This is a genomic window from Chitinilyticum aquatile DSM 21506 (genome assembly GCF_000430805.1).
Classification (GTDB): Bacteria; Pseudomonadota; Gammaproteobacteria; order Burkholderiales; family Chitinibacteraceae; genus Chitinilyticum; species Chitinilyticum aquatile.
This window is the reverse complement of the sequence record NZ_AUMS01000017.1, coordinates 36,320-58,735: the sequence shown is the minus strand read 5'-3', so window position 1 is coordinate 58,735 and position 22,416 is coordinate 36,320. Positions and strand designations below refer to the sequence as shown.

26 protein-coding genes are annotated in these 22,416 nt (G+C 60.5%); 21 read left to right on the top strand and 5 right to left on the bottom strand.

Annotation, left to right across the window (positions count from 1 at the left end; all coding sequences use genetic code 11):
* Positions 1–278 (bottom strand): transposase (locus H559_RS0112090; RefSeq protein ID WP_028452920.1); only part of this gene is annotated, 278 nt, incomplete at its 3' end.
* Between the two features lie 12 nt (positions 279–290).
* On the opposite strand from H559_RS0112090, the gene H559_RS23030 reads away from it, so the two are divergent.
* Both H559_RS23030 and H559_RS20200 read left to right on the top strand, forming a co-directional pair.
* Positions 291–2,021 carry a hypothetical protein gene (locus H559_RS23030; RefSeq protein ID WP_211230938.1) on the top strand — a complete coding sequence of 577 codons (1,731 nt, stop codon included), beginning with the start codon at positions 291–293 and terminating at the stop codon, positions 2,019–2,021.
* Positions 2,022–2,209: 188 nt separating this feature from the next.
* Complete coding sequence (locus H559_RS20200; protein WP_051279396.1) at positions 2,210–2,560, top strand: cupin domain-containing protein; 351 nt, start codon at positions 2,210–2,212, stop codon at positions 2,558–2,560.
* Here the strand turns inward: H559_RS20200 and H559_RS0112070 are convergent.
* On the bottom strand, positions 2,550–3,293 hold the full coding sequence (locus H559_RS0112070; RefSeq protein WP_051279394.1) for an SIMPL domain-containing protein: 744 nt from the start codon (positions 3,291–3,293) through the stop codon (positions 2,550–2,552). The genes H559_RS20200 and H559_RS0112070 overlap by 11 nt on opposite strands.
* A gap of 389 nt (positions 3,294–3,682) precedes the next feature.
* Between H559_RS0112070 and H559_RS0112060 the strand changes: the two genes are divergently transcribed.
* The gene (locus H559_RS0112060; RefSeq protein ID WP_162143323.1) at positions 3,683–4,507 is read left to right on the top strand and encodes a tetratricopeptide repeat protein; all 825 of its coding nucleotides are present in this window, start codon (positions 3,683–3,685) and stop codon (positions 4,505–4,507) included.
* 18 nt (positions 4,508–4,525) lie between these two features.
* Here the strand turns inward: H559_RS0112060 and H559_RS0112055 are convergent, their stop codons facing one another.
* Positions 4,526–5,941 carry a DUF2252 domain-containing protein gene (locus H559_RS0112055; RefSeq protein ID WP_028452915.1) on the bottom strand — a complete coding sequence of 472 codons (1,416 nt, stop codon included), beginning with the start codon at positions 5,939–5,941 and terminating at the stop codon, positions 4,526–4,528.
* A gap of 206 nt (positions 5,942–6,147) precedes the next feature.
* On the opposite strand from H559_RS0112055, the gene H559_RS0112050 reads away from it, so the two are divergent.
* The 5 genes from H559_RS0112050 to H559_RS20195 all read left to right on the top strand — a co-directional run bounded on the left by H559_RS0112050 (position 6,148) and on the right by H559_RS20195 (position 9,639).
* Entirely contained in the window at positions 6,148–6,885 is a 738-nt protein-coding gene (locus H559_RS0112050) for a hypothetical protein (RefSeq protein ID WP_034641085.1), read from the top strand.
* Positions 6,886–7,051: 166 nt separating this feature from the next.
* On the top strand, positions 7,052–7,498 hold the full coding sequence (locus H559_RS0112045; RefSeq protein WP_034641083.1) for a disulfide bond formation protein B: 447 nt from the start codon (positions 7,052–7,054) through the stop codon (positions 7,496–7,498).
* Positions 7,495–8,142, top strand: a complete 648-nt coding sequence (locus H559_RS0112040) for a DsbA family protein (protein WP_028452912.1) — start codon at positions 7,495–7,497, stop codon at positions 8,140–8,142. The genes H559_RS0112045 and H559_RS0112040 overlap by 4 nt, the downstream gene beginning before the upstream one ends.
* Before the next feature lie 255 nt (positions 8,143–8,397).
* A complete protein-coding gene (locus tag H559_RS0112035; protein WP_028452911.1) occupies positions 8,398–9,141 on the top strand; it encodes a DUF695 domain-containing protein in 744 nt (247 codons plus the stop codon).
* 96 nt (positions 9,142–9,237) lie between these two features.
* A complete protein-coding gene (locus tag H559_RS20195; protein WP_034641079.1) occupies positions 9,238–9,639 on the top strand; it encodes a GFA family protein in 402 nt (133 codons plus the stop codon).
* Positions 9,640–9,649: 10 nt separating this feature from the next.
* Here H559_RS20195 and H559_RS0112020 read toward each other — a convergent pair whose 3' ends face one another.
* Positions 9,650–10,483 (bottom strand): helix-turn-helix transcriptional regulator, encoded by an 834-nt coding sequence (locus H559_RS0112020; protein WP_051279392.1) that lies wholly within the window; start codon positions 10,481–10,483, stop codon positions 9,650–9,652.
* Positions 10,484–10,494: 11 nt separating this feature from the next.
* Complete coding sequence (locus H559_RS0112015) at positions 10,495–11,037, bottom strand: YbhB/YbcL family Raf kinase inhibitor-like protein (RefSeq protein ID WP_028452909.1); 543 nt, start codon at positions 11,035–11,037, stop codon at positions 10,495–10,497.
* A 303-nt stretch (positions 11,038–11,340) separates the two neighbouring features.
* Between H559_RS0112015 and H559_RS0112005 the strand changes: the two genes are divergently transcribed.
* From H559_RS0112005 to H559_RS20170, 13 genes are all read left to right on the top strand, one after another.
* Positions 11,341–12,039, top strand: coding sequence for a BPL-N domain-containing protein (locus H559_RS0112005; RefSeq protein WP_028452908.1), 699 nt, complete (start codon positions 11,341–11,343; stop codon positions 12,037–12,039).
* A 224-nt stretch (positions 12,040–12,263) separates the two neighbouring features.
* Complete coding sequence (locus H559_RS0112000; RefSeq protein ID WP_028452907.1) at positions 12,264–12,527, top strand: hypothetical protein; 264 nt, start codon at positions 12,264–12,266, stop codon at positions 12,525–12,527.
* 197 nt (positions 12,528–12,724) lie between these two features.
* The gene (locus tag H559_RS21800) at positions 12,725–13,336 is read left to right on the top strand and encodes a DUF2799 domain-containing protein (protein WP_162143322.1); all 612 of its coding nucleotides are present in this window, start codon (positions 12,725–12,727) and stop codon (positions 13,334–13,336) included.
* Positions 13,337–13,462: 126 nt separating this feature from the next.
* Positions 13,463–13,927 (top strand): YehS family protein, encoded by a 465-nt coding sequence (locus H559_RS0111990; RefSeq protein WP_028452906.1) that lies wholly within the window; start codon positions 13,463–13,465, stop codon positions 13,925–13,927.
* Between the two features lie 478 nt (positions 13,928–14,405).
* Positions 14,406–15,491 carry an SUMF1/EgtB/PvdO family nonheme iron enzyme gene (locus tag H559_RS20185; protein ID WP_051279388.1) on the top strand — a complete coding sequence of 362 codons (1,086 nt, stop codon included), beginning with the start codon at positions 14,406–14,408 and terminating at the stop codon, positions 15,489–15,491.
* Between the two features lie 530 nt (positions 15,492–16,021).
* On the top strand, positions 16,022–16,204 hold the full coding sequence (locus tag H559_RS0111980) for a hypothetical protein (RefSeq protein ID WP_155845395.1): 183 nt from the start codon (positions 16,022–16,024) through the stop codon (positions 16,202–16,204).
* Positions 16,205–16,399: 195 nt separating this feature from the next.
* Positions 16,400–18,127, top strand: coding sequence for an ATP-dependent nuclease (locus tag H559_RS20180; RefSeq protein ID WP_034641075.1), 1,728 nt, complete (start codon positions 16,400–16,402; stop codon positions 18,125–18,127).
* On the top strand, positions 18,096–18,326 hold the full coding sequence (locus H559_RS22690; RefSeq protein WP_155845394.1) for a hypothetical protein: 231 nt from the start codon (positions 18,096–18,098) through the stop codon (positions 18,324–18,326). Before H559_RS20180 ends, H559_RS22690 begins: the two co-directional genes overlap by 32 nt.
* A 2-nt stretch (positions 18,327–18,328) precedes the next feature.
* Positions 18,329–18,721: a hypothetical protein gene (locus H559_RS0111965; RefSeq protein WP_028452904.1), complete on the top strand. Its 393-nt coding sequence runs from the start codon at positions 18,329–18,331 to the stop codon at positions 18,719–18,721.
* Positions 18,721–20,661 (top strand): replication endonuclease, encoded by a 1,941-nt coding sequence (locus H559_RS21795; protein ID WP_081413033.1) that lies wholly within the window; start codon positions 18,721–18,723, stop codon positions 20,659–20,661. The genes H559_RS0111965 and H559_RS21795 overlap by 1 nt, the downstream gene beginning before the upstream one ends.
* Positions 20,662–20,778: 117 nt before the next feature.
* Positions 20,779–21,066, top strand: coding sequence for a hypothetical protein (locus H559_RS0111950; protein ID WP_028452903.1), 288 nt, complete (start codon positions 20,779–20,781; stop codon positions 21,064–21,066).
* A 13-nt stretch (positions 21,067–21,079) separates the two neighbouring features.
* Positions 21,080–21,595, top strand: a complete 516-nt coding sequence (locus H559_RS0111945) for a hypothetical protein (RefSeq protein WP_028452902.1) — start codon at positions 21,080–21,082, stop codon at positions 21,593–21,595.
* A 109-nt stretch (positions 21,596–21,704) separates the two neighbouring features.
* The gene (locus H559_RS20170) at positions 21,705–22,256 is read left to right on the top strand and encodes a hypothetical protein (RefSeq protein WP_051279384.1); all 552 of its coding nucleotides are present in this window, start codon (positions 21,705–21,707) and stop codon (positions 22,254–22,256) included.
* Positions 22,257–22,416: the final 160 nt, after the last annotated feature.

Genomic DNA, 22,416 nt, shown 5'->3' with positions numbered 1-22,416 from the left:
AAGTACGCCGTGGCTTTTTCCAGGATTTCGAGCTCCATCTTCAGTCGGGCGTTCTCCGCGCGCAGCTGGGATAACTCCATCTGCTCGGGCGTGATGGCCTTGCCAGTTCCGGCGGCCAGTTTTCCCGCCTTGCTGGCTTTGCGCCAGTTGCTGAGTGTCTGCTCGGAAATGCCCAGGTCGCGGGCGACCTGGGCGGGGGATTTGCCTTCGGCTTCGACCAGGCGGACCGCCTCTTGCTTGAACTCGGTGGTGAAGCTCTGCTTCGGGATTTTGTACATCGATACCTCCGTATGCCAGTTTATCTGGCTACGCTTGGTATCCGAAATTCGCGGTTAACCTCACTTCCCGCAGAAGAGGCACTGAAGGAAGCGGTGAGGAAAGGTGAACAGGCGGTCATCGGCACAGCACGCCCGGAAGAGATGAGCACCACGAACCGGGTACGCGCCCCATTTCTTCGCTTTCTGGCGCTGGGCGGCGACGAAAAAACACCGGTACATGAGCATGGCGTAGCTTTGCAAGGTGCCTGGATCGACGGGACGCTCGATCTGATAAGGTGTGAAATCCAGTCCAGTATTCTCGCCATCAACTGCCACTTCACAGCCCCTCCGGTACTGCGGCATGCACATATTCATGGTTTGCTCGTGCTATCAGGATCGAAATTTCCGGGATTGCTAGGCGATGGGCTGTGCGCGGATGCGGACATGTTTATGCGAGACTGTGAATCAAGCGCAGAAATCCGCCTACTCGGCGCAAGGATAGGCGGCGACTTCTCTTGTAGAGGCGGCGTCTTTGACGGCCATGACAATGCAGCCCTATCTCTCGACAAAGCGAAAATCCAAGGCAGCATATTTCTAAACAACCATTTTAAAGCGTCCGGCACGGTACGTTTGCTGGGTGCGGAAATCGGGAGCATCCTCGAATGCTCTAGTGGTCAATTTGACGGTAAAGACAACTGCAGCTTGAATGCAAGCCGAGCAACCATCAAGGGCGATATTTTTCTCAATGATGGATTCAGCTCCAGCGGAACGCTTTGCCTTTCGGGGGCACAAATCGGTGGAGGCCTCATTTGCGAGGGTGGACAATTCAGCAGTCAGCAAGGGTTCGCAATCGCCGCTGAATTGGCGCAAATTGATCGCAGTTTTCAATTTCGGAATCTGAAAAAAACCGTGAACGAGGTCAATCTGGCCGGCTGTCATATTGGCCAGCTCGTCGACGATGTCGCCTCTTGGGGTGACGGACTGGTGCTGGATGGTTTTGTATACGGGCACATTGCCGGTGGCTCGTCGTGCGATGCGGCAAAGCGAATCGTGTGGCTACAAAAGCAACAGGAAGATCAGGTCAATGACCCGCAGCAATTCAGGCCGCAACCCTGGAAGCAACTGATTCGCACGCTACGCTCGATGGGGCATCTGGAAGATGCACGGCAGGTGGCGATCGCGTATGAAAAACACCGTCGCCAAATCGGCGTGGTGCAAGGCCACATTCCGCGCTTTTTCCATTGGGTGTTTGGCTTGCTGATCGGTTATGGCCATCGCCCATTGCGACTGCTGGCAATCATGTTCGGTGTATGGCTGGTCAGTGCGGCACTGTTCTGGATGGCGGCGCTCAACGGTGTTTTTGCGCCGAGCAATCCGCTGGTTTTTAATCACCCAGACTATGCGACCTGCCGCCCCGGTTATGAGTCGCCACCCAACTTGCCAGTCAACCCTGACAATCCAAGCGGCAACTGGTATCTGTGTGCACCGCTGGCTGGTGAATACACCGGCTTCAGTCCGTTCGCCTATTCGCTGGACCTGCTCTTGCCACTGGTCGATCTGCAACAAGAGCACGACTGGGCACCGTATATTCCGACGCCGAAGGCAAACATCTTCTCGGAGCTGGGGCAGTTTTTTGCCGCTAACGTATGGAAATACCATGCGACCCGACTGCTGGTCTGGCTGGAAATCCTGTTCGGCTGGTTGGCAAGCCTCTTGCTGGTGGCCGTCGTGTCGGGCCTGACCAACCGGGACAAGGATGAATAAGCAATATCAAGTCGATACATCAACGTGTATCACATCACAGACCGACAGTATTGACGCCTTCGCAGCAACGCCGCCCACACCGACACGCTGCGCGGGCGGATCAAACGGCTCTGAATATACTCTACAATCTATACGGCCACAGCCACTTCAAATGAATGGTTTCGGGCTTATACCTATCAGGCAAGAATATGCAACGCGGCAATCTGTTCCGGCATGCCGGTACGCCATCCGACGGCGAGCGCTTCGATCTGCTGCTGGCGCAGCGCAATCTGCTGATCGAACGCATCGTCAGCTCGCCGCGCATCGCGGCGACAACGTACGTGCAGGAGCAGGATGAATGGGTCGTGCTGCTGCAGGGTGAGGCAGTGCTGGACGTAACCGGCGAGTTGGTACCGCTGGCGGCTGGCGATTACCTGTTCCTGCCCGCCGGCACGCCGCACACGGTCTGCCGCGTCAGTGACGGCGCACTCTGGCTGGCAGTGCACCTGCATCCGGAAGGCCACCGCCCGGCCACCGCCAATCAGTCCGTCACTGGCTGATCGCGTATTCGACGGTCACCACCACGCGGGCGATCTTGTCGATGGTGGATTTGTCGTAAGCACCGCCGTAGTCGTCATCGCTGCCGCCGCCCTGCGCGGGCAGGATGTAGAAAGCGCCCTGATTGGCCGACTTCATCGCGCCCACGGTCGCGCCGCCGGTCTTGGCGAATTCGGTCGCGCGGTCATGCGCATTGCGCGTGGCGTTGGCGATCAGCGACATTTTCACGGCTTCCAGCGTGCTGACCAGATATTCGGGGTCGTTCACGCGGATCGGCAGGCCGCTTTCGACCAGCTGCACGATCTTGCCGGCGGCGGCATCGACGCGCTTCACGTCATTGCTGGCCAGCTGCACACTCTGACTGGCCACATACTGCTCAACCTCGCGCGTGGGACGGCCTTCCTCATCCTGCTTGTATACCACTTCATATTCCTCGCGGCCGAAGGCAAGCTGTTTCTCAGTGAAACCCTGCTGCTTGAGAAACTCGACCAGCGCAGGACGATTGGCACGCAGCTGCGCAAATGCCGCCGGCAAGGTCGTCGCCCCACCCTGCACGATGACGCTCCAGCGCGCCTGATCGGCGCTCACCGCCTTTTCCGCCAGCCCCTTCACCGAAACCGACTGCTTGTTGCCGCTGATGCGGCCCGCCGTATAGCTGATAATCGCCGACGAGAGCACCAGCCCCACGGCAATGCTGATGCCCAGCCCCAGCATCGAATCACGCAAACCTGCCATGCTTTCAACTCCTTGACTTGAATCCTGCATTAGACACACGAGACGACCTGTACCGCAATGGCCGCGCTCACTTGCCCGCCACGATCCGGCTGTTTGGCGTTCGTGATTTCATCCTGCGCCTGCTGTCGCCAGGGCATGCCACAGCCAGCTCCCAACAAAACATACCGATCACGCAACAACCATGAATGCACTCAACATTATTCAGACCAAATTCAATAATAATGGTGAAAGGTATTGGTCAGGCAGTGACTTACCACTGTACTACCGTTGGCTCGGAAACCGCGATGAACAACCTCCTGTACAAACCCCTCTCAGAAAGTCCACGATCACCTGTACTCGCAGCGAGATCAGGCAACCGCCCGCTGATGACCGGCCGGGCGATGATGATCATGCTGACAGCATGCGCATTCGTCCTGTTTTGCCTTCTTGCAGGCAAACTGCAGCCGGCCAGGGCGGCGCAAAGCGGCAATGACACAAGCCGCGCCACCTACTACCGTCTTGAGGCTGACGTATTCAATATGCAGCTTGTCGGCCAAGCCAGGCAACGCATCACTGCAGCAAAGGCGGAAAATCCGGGTGATGCCTGGATCTACATGGACGAATCGCTGCTGGTGCTGATCGACGGTTACAAAATAGGCGACTGGTACAGGCTGGACAGTTTCCAGCCAGGCACAGCCGAGCGGGCCTTGACACTGGCGGCGAAGGCCAGAGAGCTTGCTCCCGGCAACAGCCAGGCCCACGCACATTACGCACGCATACTCATCCTGCAGGGTGATTTGCGCGGCGCATGGATGGCGCTCAACAAGGCCTACGAGCTTGACCCTTCCAATTTTCATGCCTGGTATTTCAAGGGCATCGTTGCCGAACACATGAAAGACGCCCAGCGTGCAGAGCAGCACTTCGCCGAGGCCGACCGGCTGGCGAAGTTCGACTACCAGCGCCGCTTGGTGAACATCCACCGCCAGCATGTGGCTAAAAATGTCGGGGACACTGCCGAACAGGAAAGGCTGTTGCTGGAAAATATCCGCAACAACCCCAAAGACGCCCTCATGTATGGAAACTATGCGCACTTCCTGATGGGAAAACAGCGCTATGCAGAGGCGGAACGCTACTGGAAAAAAGCCATCGCCATCGAGCCTTACCGCGAAGCAGTTCGGCAACTGCAGATCACGCAGCGCAAACAGGCAGGGCTGCAAAAAACACCACACCAGTAACAGGCTGCAACACGAAGCTCAGAGCGCTCCCGTCATCGCGGCGACAAAATCATCCTCCGACTGCGCTTCCAGCCGACCGCTCAGGCAGGCGGCGCGGAACAGTTCGTAATCGCGCTCGCTCTGGTCGGCATACGCTGCGGCGTAGCGCACCAGCGCGCTGGCAAATTCATCGTCCTGCCCCAAATAGCCGCTGATCTCGCCGGCAAAACCGCCACTGCGGGCGTGGGCGCGCGCCAGCACCCAGCCGCACAGCTCGCCGTAGAGCGCCATCACCGTCGGCGAATAGCGCTCGATGGCCGGCGAGATTTTCATGTCGCGCAGCTGGCGGAAGTAGAAGTGATGCCCACCGGCATGCGACCAGCCGAGGAAAATGTCGCTGAAGGCCTGCATCAGCCGCTTGCCGACAACGACGCGCTGACCTTCGTTGGCGTAGGGCGAAACGCCCGCCGGCACATAGGGCGCCAGCACCGAGGGCCGCGCTTCCTTGATCTGCAGGAAGAGCGGTTTATCTTGTTCGTCGGTCAGCAGCAGCACAAGGCAGCGCGTGCCGACACTGCCGACACCGACCACCTTGCACGCCAGATCCTGCATGCTGAAGCGCTCCAGCAGCTGGCGGTGGCTGATGCTGATCGTCGCCAGGTATTCGCCATACAGCTGCTGCGCCAGCGCCTGCCGGTTGCCCAGCAGCATCTTGCGCTCTTCGGCACCGAAGACCGGGTTTTCGCCGAAGATGTGAAACAGTGAGGGCAGCTCGTCGTTGATCTGCCAACGGCCCTCGACCTTGCTGCCGATCTTGGGCAACAGGCGCTCGTGCGTGCGTTTCTGCGCCTTTTTCATTTCGCGGCCCAGCACCTCGCGCGCGTGCTCGTCGTCGATGCTGTCGAGCAGGCGCTCGTAGCTGATGCGGTCATACCAGACCTGCATCGCGCCCTTCTCGGCGTAATGCGCCATCCAGCGCTGATAGCTGCGCACCAGCCGGTAGACGATCTCGTCCGCACTGTGCCGGCTGAAGCCAGCGGTGCGCGCGGCCAGCACGAAGCTGGCCGCCAGCCGCTTCACATCCCACTCCCAGGGGCCGGGGTGCGTTTCGTCGAAATCGTTGAGGTCGAACAAGAGCGTTCGCTCGGGCGAGGCAAAACCGCCGAAGTTGCCCAGATGCGCGTCGCCACAGATCTGCTGGATGATGCCGCTGCAGGGCGTGCCGGCCAGATCGTGCGCCTGCAGCATGGCAGCGCCGCGAAAGAAGGTGAACGGCGACACCAGCATGCGCCCGTAGCGCAGCGGCACCAGCCGGGCAATGCGCCCGGCGCTGCTGGCCTCGAGCAGGGGCAGCGGATCGCGCCTGATATTGCCGGGCTCGGCATGGCCGGCCAGCGGCACCTGCTGGCGCCGCGCCCGGCCACGGGAAGTCTGGGCGGCGGAAACGGTGGACATGGTGTGGCTCCCGAGATGAGAACCTGATTATGAAGGTGCGCCCCTCCGGAAAGGAAGCGCCTTTTGCTGCGATGCAGTACAGACGGAGCTGCGGCGAGATGGGGCTGCCGCCCGGCATTTCGTCACAGCATTCCTGTGATCTATCACCACAGACAGGACACTGGCATTCTCCTACAGTAAGCGCATTCCATCCACGGAGCATTGCCATGACATCCCGCCCCCTGCTTGCCGCCCTTGCCGGCACCCTGATCGCCCTGTCGGCCACACCAGCCATGGCGCAGGATCCGCTCGTCAAACCGGTTCACTTTGCCAAGGGCACCAGCAGCAGCACCATCAGGGACACGATCAGGGGCGAGCAGTACATCGACTACAAGCTGGTCGCCCAAGCCGGCCAGACGATGAAGGTGGAGCTGAAAACCAGCAATGGCAGCAACTATTTCAACATTCTGCCGCCGGGATCCAGCGCGGAAGCCCTCTTCATCGGCTCAACATCGGGCAACCGCTTCAGCGGCCAGCTGGCTGCGGACGGCGAATACACCGTGCGCGTGTATCTGATGCGCAGCGCAGCACGCCGTGGCGAAAGCGCCAGCTTCACCCTGAATGTCGGTATTGATGGTGGCCAGCTTGCCGTGAGCCACGATGCGAAAGTAAAGGGAACCAATTACCACGCCACCGGCGAGCTGCGCTGCAGCTTCTCCGGCACGCCCACGCAGTGCCACTTCGGCGTGGAACGCATCGGGCGGGGTGCAGCGCTCGTCACCATCACCCGCCCCGGCGGCCAGAGCCGGACGATCTACTTCGGCCACGGCAAGGTGGACTGGAGCGACCGCAGCCAGGCGGAAAAGAACATGCCCTTCAAGGCCGGCAAACAGGGAGACAGCAACCTCGTCACCATCGGCATCGAGCAGTACGAGATTCCCGACGCCGTGATCTTCGGCGGCTAGGCCGCCATTTTTCCCAAGGCGGAGCATCTCCCTTTCCCGGATGGCGGCACAAGCAATATGGCATTAATACCCCCAGCCACCGGAAACTTCACTGCATGCCGATGGTCTGTGTCCGGCTGGAAGGCGCAGCCTAGGCGGCCTTTTTTACCCGACTACCCGGAGCCGCATGAACCCCACCCCCAGCATCCCTAGCGAAACCGGCAGCAGCTGGTTGCTGCTGTTCGCTGCCTGGCTGATCGCCGCCTGCGGCACACTGGGCGCGCTGTTTTTCGGCGAAGTGCTCGGCTACGCGCCATGCACCTTGTGCTGGTATCAGCGCATCGCCATGTTCCCGCTGGCGATCATGCTGCCATTCGGGCTGTTTCCGTTCGACCGGGGCGTGGTGCGCTATGCGCTGCCACTGTCACTCACCGGGCTGGTGGTCGCGATCTATCACTGGCTGCTGCAGCTCGGACTGATCGCTGAAAATGCCAGCCCCTGCGCACAGGGCAGCAGCTGCGCCGAGGTCAGCGCTGAATGGTTCGGCTTTGTCACCATTCCGCTCATGTCCGTTGTCGCGTTTGCCCTGATCACCACTTTCTTACTAGCCAGCAGGCTCAAACCAGAATCATGAAACAGAAACTCCTCTTTGTCGCCGCCGCACTGGGCCTGCTGACCCTCTTCATCGGTGGTGCGCTGTATGTGAAACAGCAGCAACAAGCCAGCATCTCCGCCCAGACAGCCGCCAACCAGCAGGCACTGAACCGCACGCACGCCCCCGTCTTCGGGCCGGCCGACGCGAAGGTCACCATCACCGAATTTCTCGACCCGGCCTGCGAGGCCTGTGCGGCCTTCTATCCCTTTGTGAAAGACCTGATGCAGCAGCATCCGGGGCAGATTCGCCTGGTGGTGCGCTACGCGCCACTGCATGAGGGCGCCGGCAGTGTCGTCGCCGCGCTGGAAGCCGCCCGCCTGCAGGGCCAGTACTGGCCGGCACTGGAAACCCTGCTGGCCACGCAGAGCCAGTGGGCCGTCAACCACCGCGCCGATTTAAGCCTCGCACTGGCGCAGCTTGCGCCACTGGGGCTGGACATGACGCGTCTGCAACAGGACATGCAGAGCGAAAAAATCACCGCGATCATCAGGCAGGACATCGCCGACGCACAGGCGCTGGGCGTGAACAAGACACCGAGCTACTACGTGAACGGGCAGCCGCTGCAGAGTTTCGGCTACCAGCAGCTCACCGACATGGTACAAGCCGCGCTCAACGCCCGCTAAGTGCCGGCTGCCGCCAGCCGCCGAGAATAATTGACAGGGAGGTTGCCGTCAGGCTTCCATCAAGCATCGGCATCAAGGACGCCAAGCTCGCCGTGGGCAACGATGCCGGAGTAAAAGGCCCCCTACGCACCTTCGGCGATAAGCAGGCACCTTCAAAGACGCTCCACACACTTACGCTGCACTTTTGTTTTATTGACGCAAGCCACAATCACTTCTAAGGTATTCCCGCCGCATACCCCCGCCAAGGATTACCACATGAACACCGCCCGCCAGATCGTCAGTGAACACTGGGAAATGTTTGTCCGCGAAACACCGGAGCAGCTGTTTTTCATCTCTGTCGCGATGGACGTGGTCATGAACCCGCCAGCCGATCTGCCGCACTGTGCCCGCATCATCATTCCGATTGCGGCACCGGGGCGCAATGGCGGCCCGCAGGGGGAGGAATCGGAGCGCCTGTGGCAGATGGAAGACGCTCTCTGCGCGGTGCTGCACGACTGCGACACACCGAATTGTGTCCTGGCCGGACGGATGACCTATGCCGGGTGGCGCGAGCTGGTCTTTCTGCACGACAACTGGGATGCATTCCGCCCGCCGGTTGGCGGCTGGATGCAGCAGCACCCGGATTACGCCATCGACGTGGATGAATCCGAAGGCCCCGGCTTCTGCAACGATTACCTGCGCCCGACGCTGGCCGACCAGTTTTTCATTCTCGACAACAGGGTGATCCGCCATCTGGTCGAACAGGGCAGCAATCCCGAGCTGCCGCACGATCTGGAATACTTTTTCCGGGGCGAACCGGCTGCGCTCGCGCAACTGCGCGAGCAACTGGGCACACGCGGCTACCGCACCGGCGACGCCAGCCAGCCCGGCGAGCTGCTGATGGTGAAAACCCTGCCGCTGCATCTGCCGCTGGTGGTACAGGAATCGCTGGCGAATCACGAGCTGGCCAGCATGCTGGGCGCCGACATGGATGGCTGGGGGGCTGCGGTCGTGAACTGAGTGTGATGACGCCTGCATTCCAGCAAGAATCGACAAGCGCCTGTCATGCCGGCGGACTAGGCTTGCAACTCCTGTCCGAGTGAGGAGCAAGCCCGCATGAAAGCCCATTGCCTGTGCCGGTCGGTCCGGCTTGAAACCGGTGAACATCACACCGCCGATGCCTGCCATTGCAGCATGTGCCGGCGCTGGAGCGGCGGCCCGCTGCTGGCGGTGCCCTGCGGCAGCGATGTGCGCATCGAAGGCGCCGAGCACATCACCGCCTATCGCTCGTCCGACTGGGCCGAGCGCGCCTTCTGCAGCAAGTGCGGTTCGCACCTCTATTACCGCTACCTTCCCACCGGCGAGCATTTCGTCCCGGCCGGCCTGTTCGAGGACGACAGCGGGCTGACCTTCACCATGCAGATTTTCGTCGACAACAAGCCCGCCTATTACGACTTTGCCAACGACACCGAAAAACTGACCGAGGCCCAGGTACTGGCGCAATTCGGCGCAGAGTAGCGCGGCCGCCTCAGCAGCTCACGCGCAGCTCCTGCGGGCTCATGCCGAAGCGGCTGCGAAAGCGCACGGCAAAGCGCGAGGGCGAGGCGTAGCCGCACTGCTCGGCGATGCGTGCCACCGGCTGGCGCGAGCCCTGCAGCAGCGCCAGCGCGCTGTTGAGGCGCACCTGCTCCAGCAACTCGCGAAACGACGTACCTTCCTGCGCCAGCTGGCGGCGCAGCGTGGATGCGCCCACGCCAAGCGCCACGGCCAGATCGTCCACCGTCCAGTCGCGGCCCGGCTGCAGCAGCAGCATCTGCTGCACGCGCCGTGTCAGCGCCGCGCTGCGGTCGATGAAGAGGCTGCCACCGTGGCCGGCCAGCGCCAGCGCCAGCAGCAGGCCCTCGGCGCGGTGCTGCAGCAGTTCATCAGGCTCCTGCTGGCTGGCCGCGGCAAAGACCTCATCCCACAGCCGCGCCGGCAGCGCGTCCAGCGGGCAGATCAGCGCAGGGTCGGGGCGCGCCAGCAAACCACCAAACACCCCGGCATGGCTGTCGCGGCAGTGCTGCAGCAAGGCCGGCGCGAACTGCAGCACTTCGCAGACATACGCCCCGGCCTCCGGCAGATTCATCAGCTCCAGCTCGGTGCCGGCCGGCGCCGCGACCAGCTGGCCAGGGCCGGCCTGCTGGCGGTGCTCGCCATCGATGAGGACTTTCTGGCCGCGCCGCACCCGCATCAGCAGCGGTGACCAGCACATCACCCGCCGCAGATGCTGCGCGCTGCGGGCGGTGATGGTGCCCTGCTGCACCACGCGCAGCTGCACGGGGCCGGTCTGCGGCGGGGAATGGGTGAGGGTGTCGGTCATGGCGGTCTAGGTTAGCGGTTGGCCGGGCGCTGGTAGGTGGCGGTCAGCTCGGCCTTGCCCAGGGCATGCTGACGCAGCAGATAGCCGATCAGCGCGCCGCTGGCATTGGCATCGACCGGTAGCTTATCAGTATCGAGCGCCCAGACGGTGAACTGATAGCGGTGCGGCGCATCGCCTGCCGGCGGGCAGGCGCCCCCGAAACCGGGTGCGCCATAGTCGGTGCGCGTCTGCAGCGCACCTTCCGGCAGCGCAACCGCGTCGAGCGTGCGGCTGCCGGCGGGCAGGTTCACCACCAGCCAGTGCCACCAGCCGCTGCCGGTCGGCGCATCGGGGTCAAACACCGTCACCGCCAGGCTGCGCGTCCCGGCCGGCACGCCCTGCCAGTTCAGCACCGGCGCGGCATTTGCGCCCGTGCAGCCGAAGCCGTTGAATTCGTGCAGCGCCGGCATCGGTTTGCCCGCCTGCAGCGTCGGGCTGGACAGGCGGAAATCGGCGGCGTGGCTGGCGGCGGCCAGCGCGAGAAAGGAAAGGGACGAGAGAATCAGGCGTTTCATGTGGCTACTCCGGCAAGGGAAAGGAGCTGCCAGTCTAGGGATTGCACGCCATCGCCACGGTGCAGAAACGCTCGCCCGCCGTGCCGAAACGCTCGGGCCGGTTGCCCGGTCGCCACAGAGACTCAAACAGAGCATATACCCTGCACTCCTTTTGCTCATAACCCAATAAATGAAATGGCTATAGACAAATACCCAAGCAAATCACACAAGAGCAGCAGCGTATACACGCGCAACTGGCTACCCATCATCACGAAGTAAACTGGCGCAGGCATACTGTGCGTTTTTCCTCTTGTGCCAACCGCCATGCGATCCTTCCTGCTCGCCATCCTGCTGACGCTGTCAGGTGCTGTCCACGCCCGCACGGTAGGCATTTTCACTGGCGCGGGAACCTGCAACGGCTGCGGTGAAACGGTGGGGGCGTTTTTTACCGCGCGCCATGACCGCGTCATCTACCTGAACGAAAAAACACTGAATGCCGCTACGCTGGCGCAGCTGCAGGTGTATGTGCAACCCGGCGGCTCGGATGACATCGACGAAACACTGGATGCTCTGCGCCCCGAGCAGATCAAGGCACTGCGCCAGTTTGTAAAACGGGGAGGCAGTTATCTGGGGATCTGCGCCGGCGCCTATCTGGCCGCCCGCTACAGCGATCTGCCGAGCCGCAAACCCGCTTTTGCGCTGGTCGGGCTGGACGACATCAGCGCCGAAATCGCCAGCGATCAGCCCACCCTGCTGCCCGTCATCTGGCAGGGGAAGACGCGCAAACTCTACACCCAGAGCGGGCCGCATCTGGGCCGGCACGCGCCGCCGGGAGCCACCGTCCTGGGGCGCTACCAGCGCAGCGGCCGCATTGCAGGGCTGCTTACCCGTCATGGCCAGGGCAAAGTGATGCTGCTGGGCCCGCACCTGGAAGCCGGTCGGGACTGGTATCAGGCTGACGGCCTCTCCTTGCAGTACGGCACAGCCGAAGCCGAATTTTCCCGCCTGATCGGGCTGCTGTAGCCCCCCCAGCACACGGGGTTCGCGTCCGCTTGAATCGGAGACAGAAGACGGCGCAGATGGCACCCTCCGTTGCCCTATCCGTAATCCCGAGAGCTGGCGTTCCGCCTGTCCATACCCGGCATGGCGACCAAAAATTACCCGGCAGCACCGGTAATGCTCCACTGCGCCGGGATAGACCAGCGGCATAGCATGATGCTATCGACCTCATGACAGGAGCCTGTGCGATGCCCACCCCGCGCATCCCCCCGTTGCGGATCATTGATGACCGCCCCACAACTTCCGCCCGTGCCCGGGCCGGCCACCGCACAAAGCCGCAGCCCAGCCCGGTTCCGGGCTACCTGGCCACGCTGCTGGCGTTTGTCTTTCTCCTGTTCGGGCTGTTCAGCAGTCAGCAGATCTATCCGTCCATCCACCTGCCGGTGTGGTCCGAAATCGCCATTGCGCTCTCGTTTCCAACCATCGTCTGGGGAGCGGTCAGGCTGGGTTAAGTCGTGGCGGGCAACGGTGCAGGCGCAGCAGAAACACGGCAGCGGCACGCACTGATCCTGGTCATAGGCAGAAAGCACCTGCCATGTCTCGCCGCACGCGGACTGACGAGTGCCGCAGGCACATGCCGGATGGTTCCCCCACAGCCCGCGTGAATCCTCACACCGCGCAGCACAACTATTCACAGGATGCTCACGGCATGCGCCTTCTACAATGCCGGCCTTTCCAGTCTGCCTGCGAGCACGCCATGCGCCACCTCATCCTGCCTGCCCTGACCCTGCTGACCAGCGCCTGCACTTCACTCAGCCAAAGCGAATGCCGCACCGGCGACTGGTATGGCATCGGCCTGCGTGATGGGCAGGCCGGCTATGACTCGCAGATTGCCAATCACGCCAAGGCCTGCAGCAAGCAGGGCATCAAGCCCGACCTCGCCCAGTACAACCGTGGCCGCAGCGAAGGCCTGCGCAGCTATTGCACGGCCGCCAGCGGCTATCAGGTGGGCCTGCGCGGCGGCACAGCCGGCAATGTCTGCCCGGCGGAAAGCCAGGCCGCCTTCATGGGTGCCTACCAGCGCGGCTACCAGCGTTACACGATTCAGCGCGATCTGGACCAGACCGAGGCGCGCATCGCGCAATACAGCGACCAGCGCGGCAAGCTGCAGGACAAGGTATATGGTGCTGCCAACGACAAGGATCGCCGCCGCTGGCAGCGCGAGCTGGACAACCTGAACCAGCAGCACCGCGACGACCGCCGCAAGCGCGACATCCTGCGCGCCCAGCTCATCGCCGCCCCGCTGCTCTACCCGCAGTAAGCACGGCCAGATCACATCCCGCCGCACTGCGGCAACCGGCAGGATGCCAATCCCGGAACAAATATAAAGCGGGCAAGCACCGGCAGGCCGCGTAAAATGTCCGCTTCCCCCACCCAGGTCCGCCCCATGTTGAATAACGATGTACTGCGCAGCATTCGCTTCATGCTGGATTTGTCCGACGCCAGAATGGCCGAGATGGTGCAGGCCAGCGGCCATGACGTCAGACTGGACACCATGCAGGCCTTTCTGAAGAAAGTGGACGAGCCGGGCTTCGCCGAATGCGACGACCTCACCCTCGTGCAGTTTCTGGATGCGCTGATCGTGCTGCGCCGTGGCAAGGACGAAAGCCGCCCCGCGCCACCCATCGAGCTGCCGGCAAGCAACAACCTGGTACTGAAAAAGCTGCGCACCGCCTTCGAGCTGAAAGACGACGACATCTGCGCCATGCTGGCCGCCGCCGGCTTCACCGTCTCCAAACATGAGCTTTCTGCCTTTTTCCGCCGCAAGGATCACAAGCACTTCCGGGCGTGCGGTGACCAGTTCCTGCGCCACTTCCTCAAGGGCCTGACCCAGCGCGTGCGCAAAGTCTAGCTGCCGGAACGGGTGAAATAAATCCACGGGTATTGCCTCGTAGCCCAAGTAAGCCAAAGGCCAGCGACATATACCCTGCAACAGACAAGAAGCAAATCCCGCCGGGGGTTTGCGCTCCGGAAGCGGCCCGCCCAGGCCGCAGCGTACGTGCAAAGATCGCGCCGCGTGCGCGAATCAGACTTTGCGCCCCCCCTACTTGGCTTTCCATGCAATCCATGTGCATCAGTACGGCCTGCCAAAACGGAGAGCGAGAAATCTTGCAGGTATACGAGCAGACAGCATTAAATTGATTGCTTATGCAGGTATACCCACCACCTGTATATAGCCACCACACAGCTCCGCGTCGCTGCCACAAACTTACAACAACCATGCACTTTCCGGCAGCACCCCCCAGCCATCCCGGTACACTGATCCGGCCGGCCAATTCCGGCCGGCGCGTTAAAGCGGCACAGACCGCAAGACAATGAGGATGGATAAGATGAACAAGAGCAAGAAGATGGCGCTGCATGCGCTGTTTGCCACCGTACTGGCCGGCCTCTTTCCGGCCGCCTTCGCCGCGGAAAGCTGGCAGGCCAACCGCGCCTACCAGAAGGGCGAAACCGTCAGCCACGATGGCGAGGACTGGCAGGCGCGCTGGTGGTCCTACGGCGAGGCGCCCGGCGCCGAGTGGGGGCCGTGGCAATCGGCCCATGCCGCCAGGCGCGGCATGGCCACCGTCGCCGGCGGCAGCTTCATGATGGGGGCAACCATCGAGAACGGCTTCAATTACCCGAACGAGACGCCGGTGCATCCGGTCACGCTGTCGAGCTACCAGATCGGCAAGACCGAGGTAACCTTTGCCGACTACGACCGCTACACGCGTGCCACCGGCCGCACGCCGGCCAGCTCGCTCGACATCGGCCAGGTCGAGATGGGGCGCGGGCAGAACCCGGTGATCAATGTCACGTGGTTCGATGCGATCAAATACATCAACTGGCTGAACCAGCAGCACGGCTGGCCCCGTGCGTATGACGAAAACACCGGTGCGCTGCTCGACTCGGCCGGCCAGCCGACCCGCGATGTGGGCAAGGTATTCGGCTACCGCCTACCGACCGAGGCCGAATGGGAATACGCGGCGCGCGAGCGCGGCCGCGACATCGTCAACGCCTGGGGCAACGGCAGCCCGCTGGTGAACGGCAAGCCGACCGCCAACGTCGCCGACGCCAGCTTCATGGCCTACTTCGGCGAGCTGGCCGCCGGCTTCACCCCCTGGCCCGACTACGACGACGGCCATCCACGCCTGGCACCGGTGGGCAGCTACCCAGCCAACGCGCTGGGCGTGTACGACCTGTCGGGCAATGTCTGGGAATGGACCAACGATGGCGAGCGCACGTTCACGGCTGAAGCGCAGCACAATCCGCTTGGCCCGGTCGACAGCCCGGTGCGCATCCTGCGCGGCGCCAGCTGGGACAACACCTTCGACATGCACCTGACCGATCGCGCGCCAAGCGCACCGACGTTCAGCAATCCGTCGATCGGCTTCCGGCTGGCACGCTCGCTGCCGGCCGGCACGCCCGCGCGCTAAAGCCCGCCCCATCCGGGTCACACTGGCCGGGCGGCGTCCGGCCAGGCGGCGGCTGGCGCGGCATGTCGCGGAGATCTGGCGGGACTGCGCCAAACACAATCCGCCATCCGCAGATCATCGCCACCGAGTACGGTGCACTCGTCGGGGTCAATGCGCATCGCCAATGCGCCACATACGTGCTCCCGCACTCAGCGCATCCGGCGCAATCCCCCGAGGGGACTCCCTTCGGGGCGTTCGCTACGCTGATTGTCGCCCGACCGCGCTCGTTCCCAGCCAACAACAAGCCCCGCATCGCGGGGCTTGTTGCCGGGTATTGCCATGCAAATGGCATAGTAAAACGCCTGCAGCCCCATACCCATGCACACACCCAAAGCCGCTCACATCCGGCGTCGGGCCAGCGGCAAACTGCGGCGACGTTGCATTCCTGCATCGCCCCTGTGGCAGATCAATTTATCCGGAAAATCAGCCGTGGTAGGCTTTCAGAAAAAACAAGCTTTGCTTACGCAACCACAATCATCAGGGAGTTGATGATGCAGAAACGACTCGCCGCACTGGCGCTGCTGGGCATGGCGCTGGGGGCGCAGGCCGCCAGCAGCGATTTGCTGGGCACCTACGCCATCCGGGACAAAGGCCAGCTCAAGGAATTCATCAAGGTGTCGCAGGACAGCGGCGCGGTGGTGATTTCGGAAAAGCAGAAAAACGGCAGCTGGTAGGGTGTGCAAATCCCGCAGGGGTTTGCGCACCGGAAGCGGTTCGTCCAAACCGCAGCGCACGTTCAAAGATCGCGCCGCGTGCGTAAATCAAGATCTGCGCACACTACATAACTTTCTGGATAAGTTGCCATTCAGTCATGGCAAGCAAAACAGTAATTAGAACGTGGTTACTCCGGCACCGGTGCAGCCACAAAGATGGATCAGCGCGGGCACGACCCGCCCTACAGGGCTGAGGATTTTAAGGTGATAGCAGGAATATTTATTAGAAACTACAAAGCATTTAGCGGCCTAAACTTTATAAGACTAACAAATTCCCACCTTGATCCACTTCAAATATCGATTGGAAACAATGGCGTTGGCAAATCATCAATCCTTGAGGCAATTGATGCTTTTTTCAACAACAGAAAATGGAACCCGCACAAAGACGCAAAACACGATGACGTATATTGCGCCCCAATATTTCTAATCCACAAAGGCCGAAACAGCATCAAATACCTCGATGAAATGTCCACCCACCTATGGGACTGCACCGAAGAAACACTACCACCAATTCTCAAGTCACAACGCGCACTTGCCGATTTCTTTTCGTTTAGAGACGAAATAATTGCAAACAACCCAGAAACAAGGAACACCCACTGGCTGTTAATTTGCGGCACAAAATACACAGACCCAGACCACATATTTTTCGGCGCATTTGACCACACTATAAAAAAACACTTCGAAAACAACTCAATACCGACCCCAACACAGATAAAAAATTTCATTTGCAACCGCTACACATACCTTTACCTGCCAGTTGAAACTGGGGTCAGAGAAACCCTTCAACTCGACAATGTCGCACTACAAACCATGGCGGGCAAAAAGCTAACTGAAGAGATCGACAAAATCCTCAAGGAAAGATCCATCGAATTAATCAAGGACGGAAGAAAAAACAAACTCAGCATTGTAGAATTGATATCATTCTGGCTAGACAACTTCCTGGAAAGCATCAACAGCACTGCAAAAACCGCAAACCAAGAATATCAGTACAAAAACACAGGACGCATTAAAAACCTAAAAGCCAGCGACATTCGACATGACGTTATTGAAGCATTCTTCACAAAAAGAACATTATTCAAAGGCGACAGATCAATTGACCAACTAAGCTCTGGCGAAAAAAGAGCAGCCCTCGTGGACCTTGCAAGCTGTTTCTTATCCAGCGAAACCAGCAAAAACAAAAACTACATACTAGCCATCGATGAACCTGAATCATCAATGCACACAGCAATATGCTTCGATCAATTCGAAAAACTAGCCAATCTCTCGAAAAAACTCAACCGACAGGTATTGATTACAACACACTGGTATGGATTGGTACCCATGTTACAACTTGGCACGCTATGCCACATATCAAAAAACCCCAAACCTAGCGCCGCATTCTTCAACATGCGGGACTTATTAGAAAACCGGGGAGACTTTCCTGACGACATTGAGATGAAAAGCTATTTCGATCTTGTTGCCTCAATAATAACAATAATGAAACACAAAAAAACAAACTGGATTATATGCGAAGGCGCAGACGATGCAAAATACCTCGAACACTACCTTAAAAATAGCATTGAAGACTTAAAGATAATACCCGTTGGCGGAGCATCGATCGTCATAAAATTATTTAACTACCTTTTTGCTCCACTCTCAGAAAAAACCGAACAAAACACCCTCAACGGCAAAATACTCTGCCTAATAGACACCGACATCCAAACTGCTGATTTTGAGGGAATGCACACAAACAAAAAGGGAACGATAGCACTTAGAAGATGGCAAGTTTCTCTTGAAAACGGGATAAACAAAGTCAACCTAGGCAGATTAACAAACGAACCCGCGAGGCACCCCATTATAAAGGGGTGCGGTCATGGGTGCAGTGCAGGCGGTTGGCCAGGCTAAATCAAGCCTAGGTTTTTTCGGCGTAGTTCTCATGGATGGTGGGCATACCGAAGACGGTATGTCGATCAGTATTCCACGTGTCGTGACGGAAAAAGCGCTGCCGTACAAGGCCGCGTTTGATGCGGCACATAGCTTCTGCAGCAGCACGGCGGGCGCTATTGGCTTTTACTGCAAGGAAGCTCAGGGAATCGGGGGCTGACCATGCAGGCCAGCACCGTCCACGCTTCTGCCATTGCGCAATGCAAGGCCAGTATCGAAGCCGCGCAAATCAACCTGCCGCGCGGTTTTCAAGTTGCATCCGGGCAGCAGCCCCTGCGCACCATTGCGCCAGTTCGGCCAATGACACAGCGCCAGCGTGAAATCCTCACGCGCCTTTTCTATCAGGTCGAAGAGTACGGCTCGCACATTCAGCACGTGGCAAAGGCCGTCAAGCTGTCCGGTGTCGGTGGCTTCACGGATGCCGAGCTGAACGGCGTCACGAATGCGGCCGCACAGTTGCTGGGCCTGATTCAGCAGCGCTTTGATGCTGACGGCGCACTGCTGCTGCGCGATAAGAAACTCCCCGAAAAACTCCGTCCGCGCCGGGCCGCGTAATGTCATCGCACTTCCACCCGGATCGCGTCCGCGAGCGTGTCGGCGCGCGCATGAATGCCGACTTGAGGCAGGTGCTGCACGGTCTGCCGCCGTCGCTGGCAAAGTCGATTGCCGGGGAATGGCGCGCGCGGATCAAGCGCGACACCCTGCGCGATGCGAACCTGTACGCCGTCAAGCGCGCTGCCGAGCTGCATAAAATTCGGTTGCCCATTGGCCTTGATGATGACGAATTGCGGCTGAAGGCGCGGGAGCTGGCAAAGGCTGCGGCATTGGATGCGGGTAGTCCGCCTGAGATCGTTTTGCGCTCTTGGGAGCGGGTTCCGGATCTGATGGCGTTCAAGGACGCATGGAACAAGTGCCGACTTGATGTTTTCGAGGGGTTGGCTAAGCGGGTGCAGTCCGAACGCTGGTGGCGTCGGCAGCTGCGCCGGGAAACGCTCCGGGCTATCGAAGTCGAACACGTCCGCATGGGCGACGTGCACCGCAAGCGCGATGTTTACCTGAAAGACGAATCCTTTGCCCGCCTGCGAGCCCGTCAGCGTGCCGCGCAGAAGTCGTTGCAGAACGCCGTCGCTACAAACGAATCAGGCCTTGAAATGACGGTGGCAGAGCTGGCCGCGCGGAGCGTCAGCAATCCGGCCATCCGGCGCACGGAACTGATGGTGCGCGTCCGGGGCATGGAAGAGATTGCCGATTCCATGGGCTGGGTCGGCCTCTTCGTCACCATCACGGCACCGTCGCGCTATCACCCGTCCAGCCGCAAATATGACGGACATTCGCCACGTGATACGCATGACCTGCTGATGGATCAATGGAAGCGCACCCGCGCCATGCTCGGCAAGCTGGGTATCGAGCGCATGGGCGTACGGGTTGTGGAGCCGCATCACGACGGCGCACCGCACTGGCACATGCTGCTGTGGTGCGACAAGCGCCAGCGCGGTGCACTGGTGCGCATCCTGCGCCGCTATGCCCGCGAGACAGACAAGCATGAGCCAGGTGCGTGGAAACACCGCTTTACCGTCAAGCACATCGACCGCGCCAAGGGTTCCGCAGTTGGCTACATCGCCAAGTACCTGAGCAAAAACATCGACGGTCATGCCGTCGGCACGGATGACGAATCCGGCCTGTCTGCCGAATCCGGCGCGGAGCGCGTCAAGGCATGGGCGAACCTGCACCGCGTCAGGCAATTCCAGATCATCGGAGCGCCGTCGGTCACGGTCTGGCGGCAGCTGCGCAAGGCACCGATTGCCGAGTCACAGGGGCATTTCTTCCTGCATCACATTCACGTGGCTGCCGACATTGGCGACTGGTCGGCCTACACGCGCGCCGTGTGGTCGGTGGGTGGGCAATTCAAGCTCAAGACAGAGCCGCTGCGGAACTGGGTCAACACGGAAACGGGGGAAACGGCCCTACCGAGAAACTGCTACGGCGAAGAGGTCAAGGTGCCGTGCGCTGTCGTCATTCTCGACAGCGAAAACCGCACGATTGAACGGGTGCTGACTCGTCGGCATGAGTGGACGGTGGAGTGGCACGGCAAGGCCGAAGGCCGCGCAGCTTGGACTCGTGTGAATAACTGTAACTCGCCGGAAGAGCCGCACTGGCAAACCGGCGATTTCAGGCCCGCATGGGCCGATCAGGCAACGCTGCAGAGGCTGGAAGCGCTGCAGCGGCAGTACGAAAGCGACGCGGCAGCGGCGCAAGAGGTCATCAAATCAACCGGGCCAATGCAGATCCGTTTGCTGCCGCCTGTGCCGGAATCGGCACGGCGCGGGATGTGGCCCATCATCAGGGAGAAAGAAAATGGGTGTGAAGCTGGACGCATTGAAGCAGAAGTACAAGGCCTTGACGGGGGCCAACATGATGACCGCCAAGCCGCACGCGGAAGCCTTCGCGGCGGCGGCGGTGGAGCATGCGGAATACATGGAATCGGCCTTGCGTGAGGCCCGCCAGGACAACGCGAATCTGGCCGCAGAGCTGGCACGGCTGCGTGCTGTCGTGGCCGATCTGTGCGCCCGCAACGGTCTTGCCGGGGCGCTGCAGTGAGTAAGCCGGCGCGCATGAAAATCGGGCAAATCAAATGCCCGTGCTGCGGCAATGTGCAGCCGCTGACAGAACAGGCCAACGGTCTGGCAATCATGTCCTGCAACTGGTGCAACGTGAAGGTACAGGCCTACGGCAAGGACGCTGATACGGCCTTGCGCCGCATGGCCGGCATAAGCCAGGTCAAACAGGAACCAGAAAAAGCGCCAGAAGTGGTACCGGAAAAAAAGCCGAATCCGGCTGGGGTTCGTGACGAAGGCGGCATTTTTGGCCGGCTGAATAACCTGCTGTCTGAAGCAGCATAACAAGGGGTACATCATGGAAGTGAAGGGAAATAACGTCGGTGACACTGGCGCGGGTTTTGACTCGCTCGCGGCACTGCAAAGCATGGCGGAAGTGCATGATGCCGAGGTAGTCGCACCGTTCCTGCAGACTGATTTGCCGCAGGATGCAGGGGGTTCTGAGCAGGTAGACGGTGACTACACCACGGTGACGGAGGCAAAGTGCCTTCTGAAGGCTGGCCGGCTGGCGGCGGGCCAGTTCTATTCGTGCATTGGCCGCATCTACACCGATGAAACAATCGACGGCATTGCCGAGGCGCTGGCACCGGTCATGGATAAGTATGGCCTGACCGGGGGTGACTTCTTCAAGCAGTGGGGGCCGGAAATCGGGCTGGCAATGGTCGTGATTCCGCTGGGCTACACGACGGTACAGGCCATCCGTGCAGAAAACGAAATGCGCCGCATGATGGTTGATGCGGCGCGTAAACAAGGGGGTGCAAATGCCGGTCAGCAGCACGCGGAAGAAGAGCGCTTCGCAGACGTCACGCAGTAAGGGCGGCGCTCCGGCAGGCAGCAGAGCGAAGCCGACAGGCAAGCGAGCGCGCAAGCTGGACGTGAATGTGGTTATGGGGGCGTCTGGATCAGGCAAAACCACTTACGTCATGAACGAGATTGACCGGCTCAAGCCTTCGCGACTGATCGTGTGGGACGCCAAGGGGGAATTTGCGGATGAAGGTTATGCCCAGACCGTGGGGAGCGTGGCGGAACTGGTCAGGGTGGTGGTGGCCGCTGGGCCGTCCGGCGCATTCAAGGTAGCGTACCGGCCAAAAGGAACGCCAGCGCAAGTGCGGCGGGCATTCGACCTGATCGCCACACTTGCCTTTGAAGCCAAGAACCTGACCTTCGTGGCGGAAGAGCTTTCGGAAGTGTGTCAGGGCGGACAATCCGACTCGGCGGGCTGGCGAAAGTGCATCACCCAGGGCAGAACGGAGGGGCTGACGATCTACGCGCTGAGTCAGCGCCCGGCCCTGATTGACAAGAATACGCTCGGCAATGCCAGTCTGACCCGTTGTGGCCTGCTCGACTGGTTGCCGGATGCCAAGCTGATGGCGCAGAAGTTCCGGTGCAAGCCGGAAGAGCTGCTTGATATGCCGGAACTAGCATTTATACAACACACCAGAGGGGGAATTACGCGCGGATCAATGCTTTCTTGAACTTTTTTTGCACCTAGCACCGGGAGTAGAACTACTAGTTGCTGACTAGTCGCCTACTCCACTTTGACTCCCCTTTGCGGGAGTCTTTTTTTTGGCGCGAAATGGGAAGAGCAACACAGGCCGGGGGCGGCCATCCATTCACACAGGGAGTAATTCACCA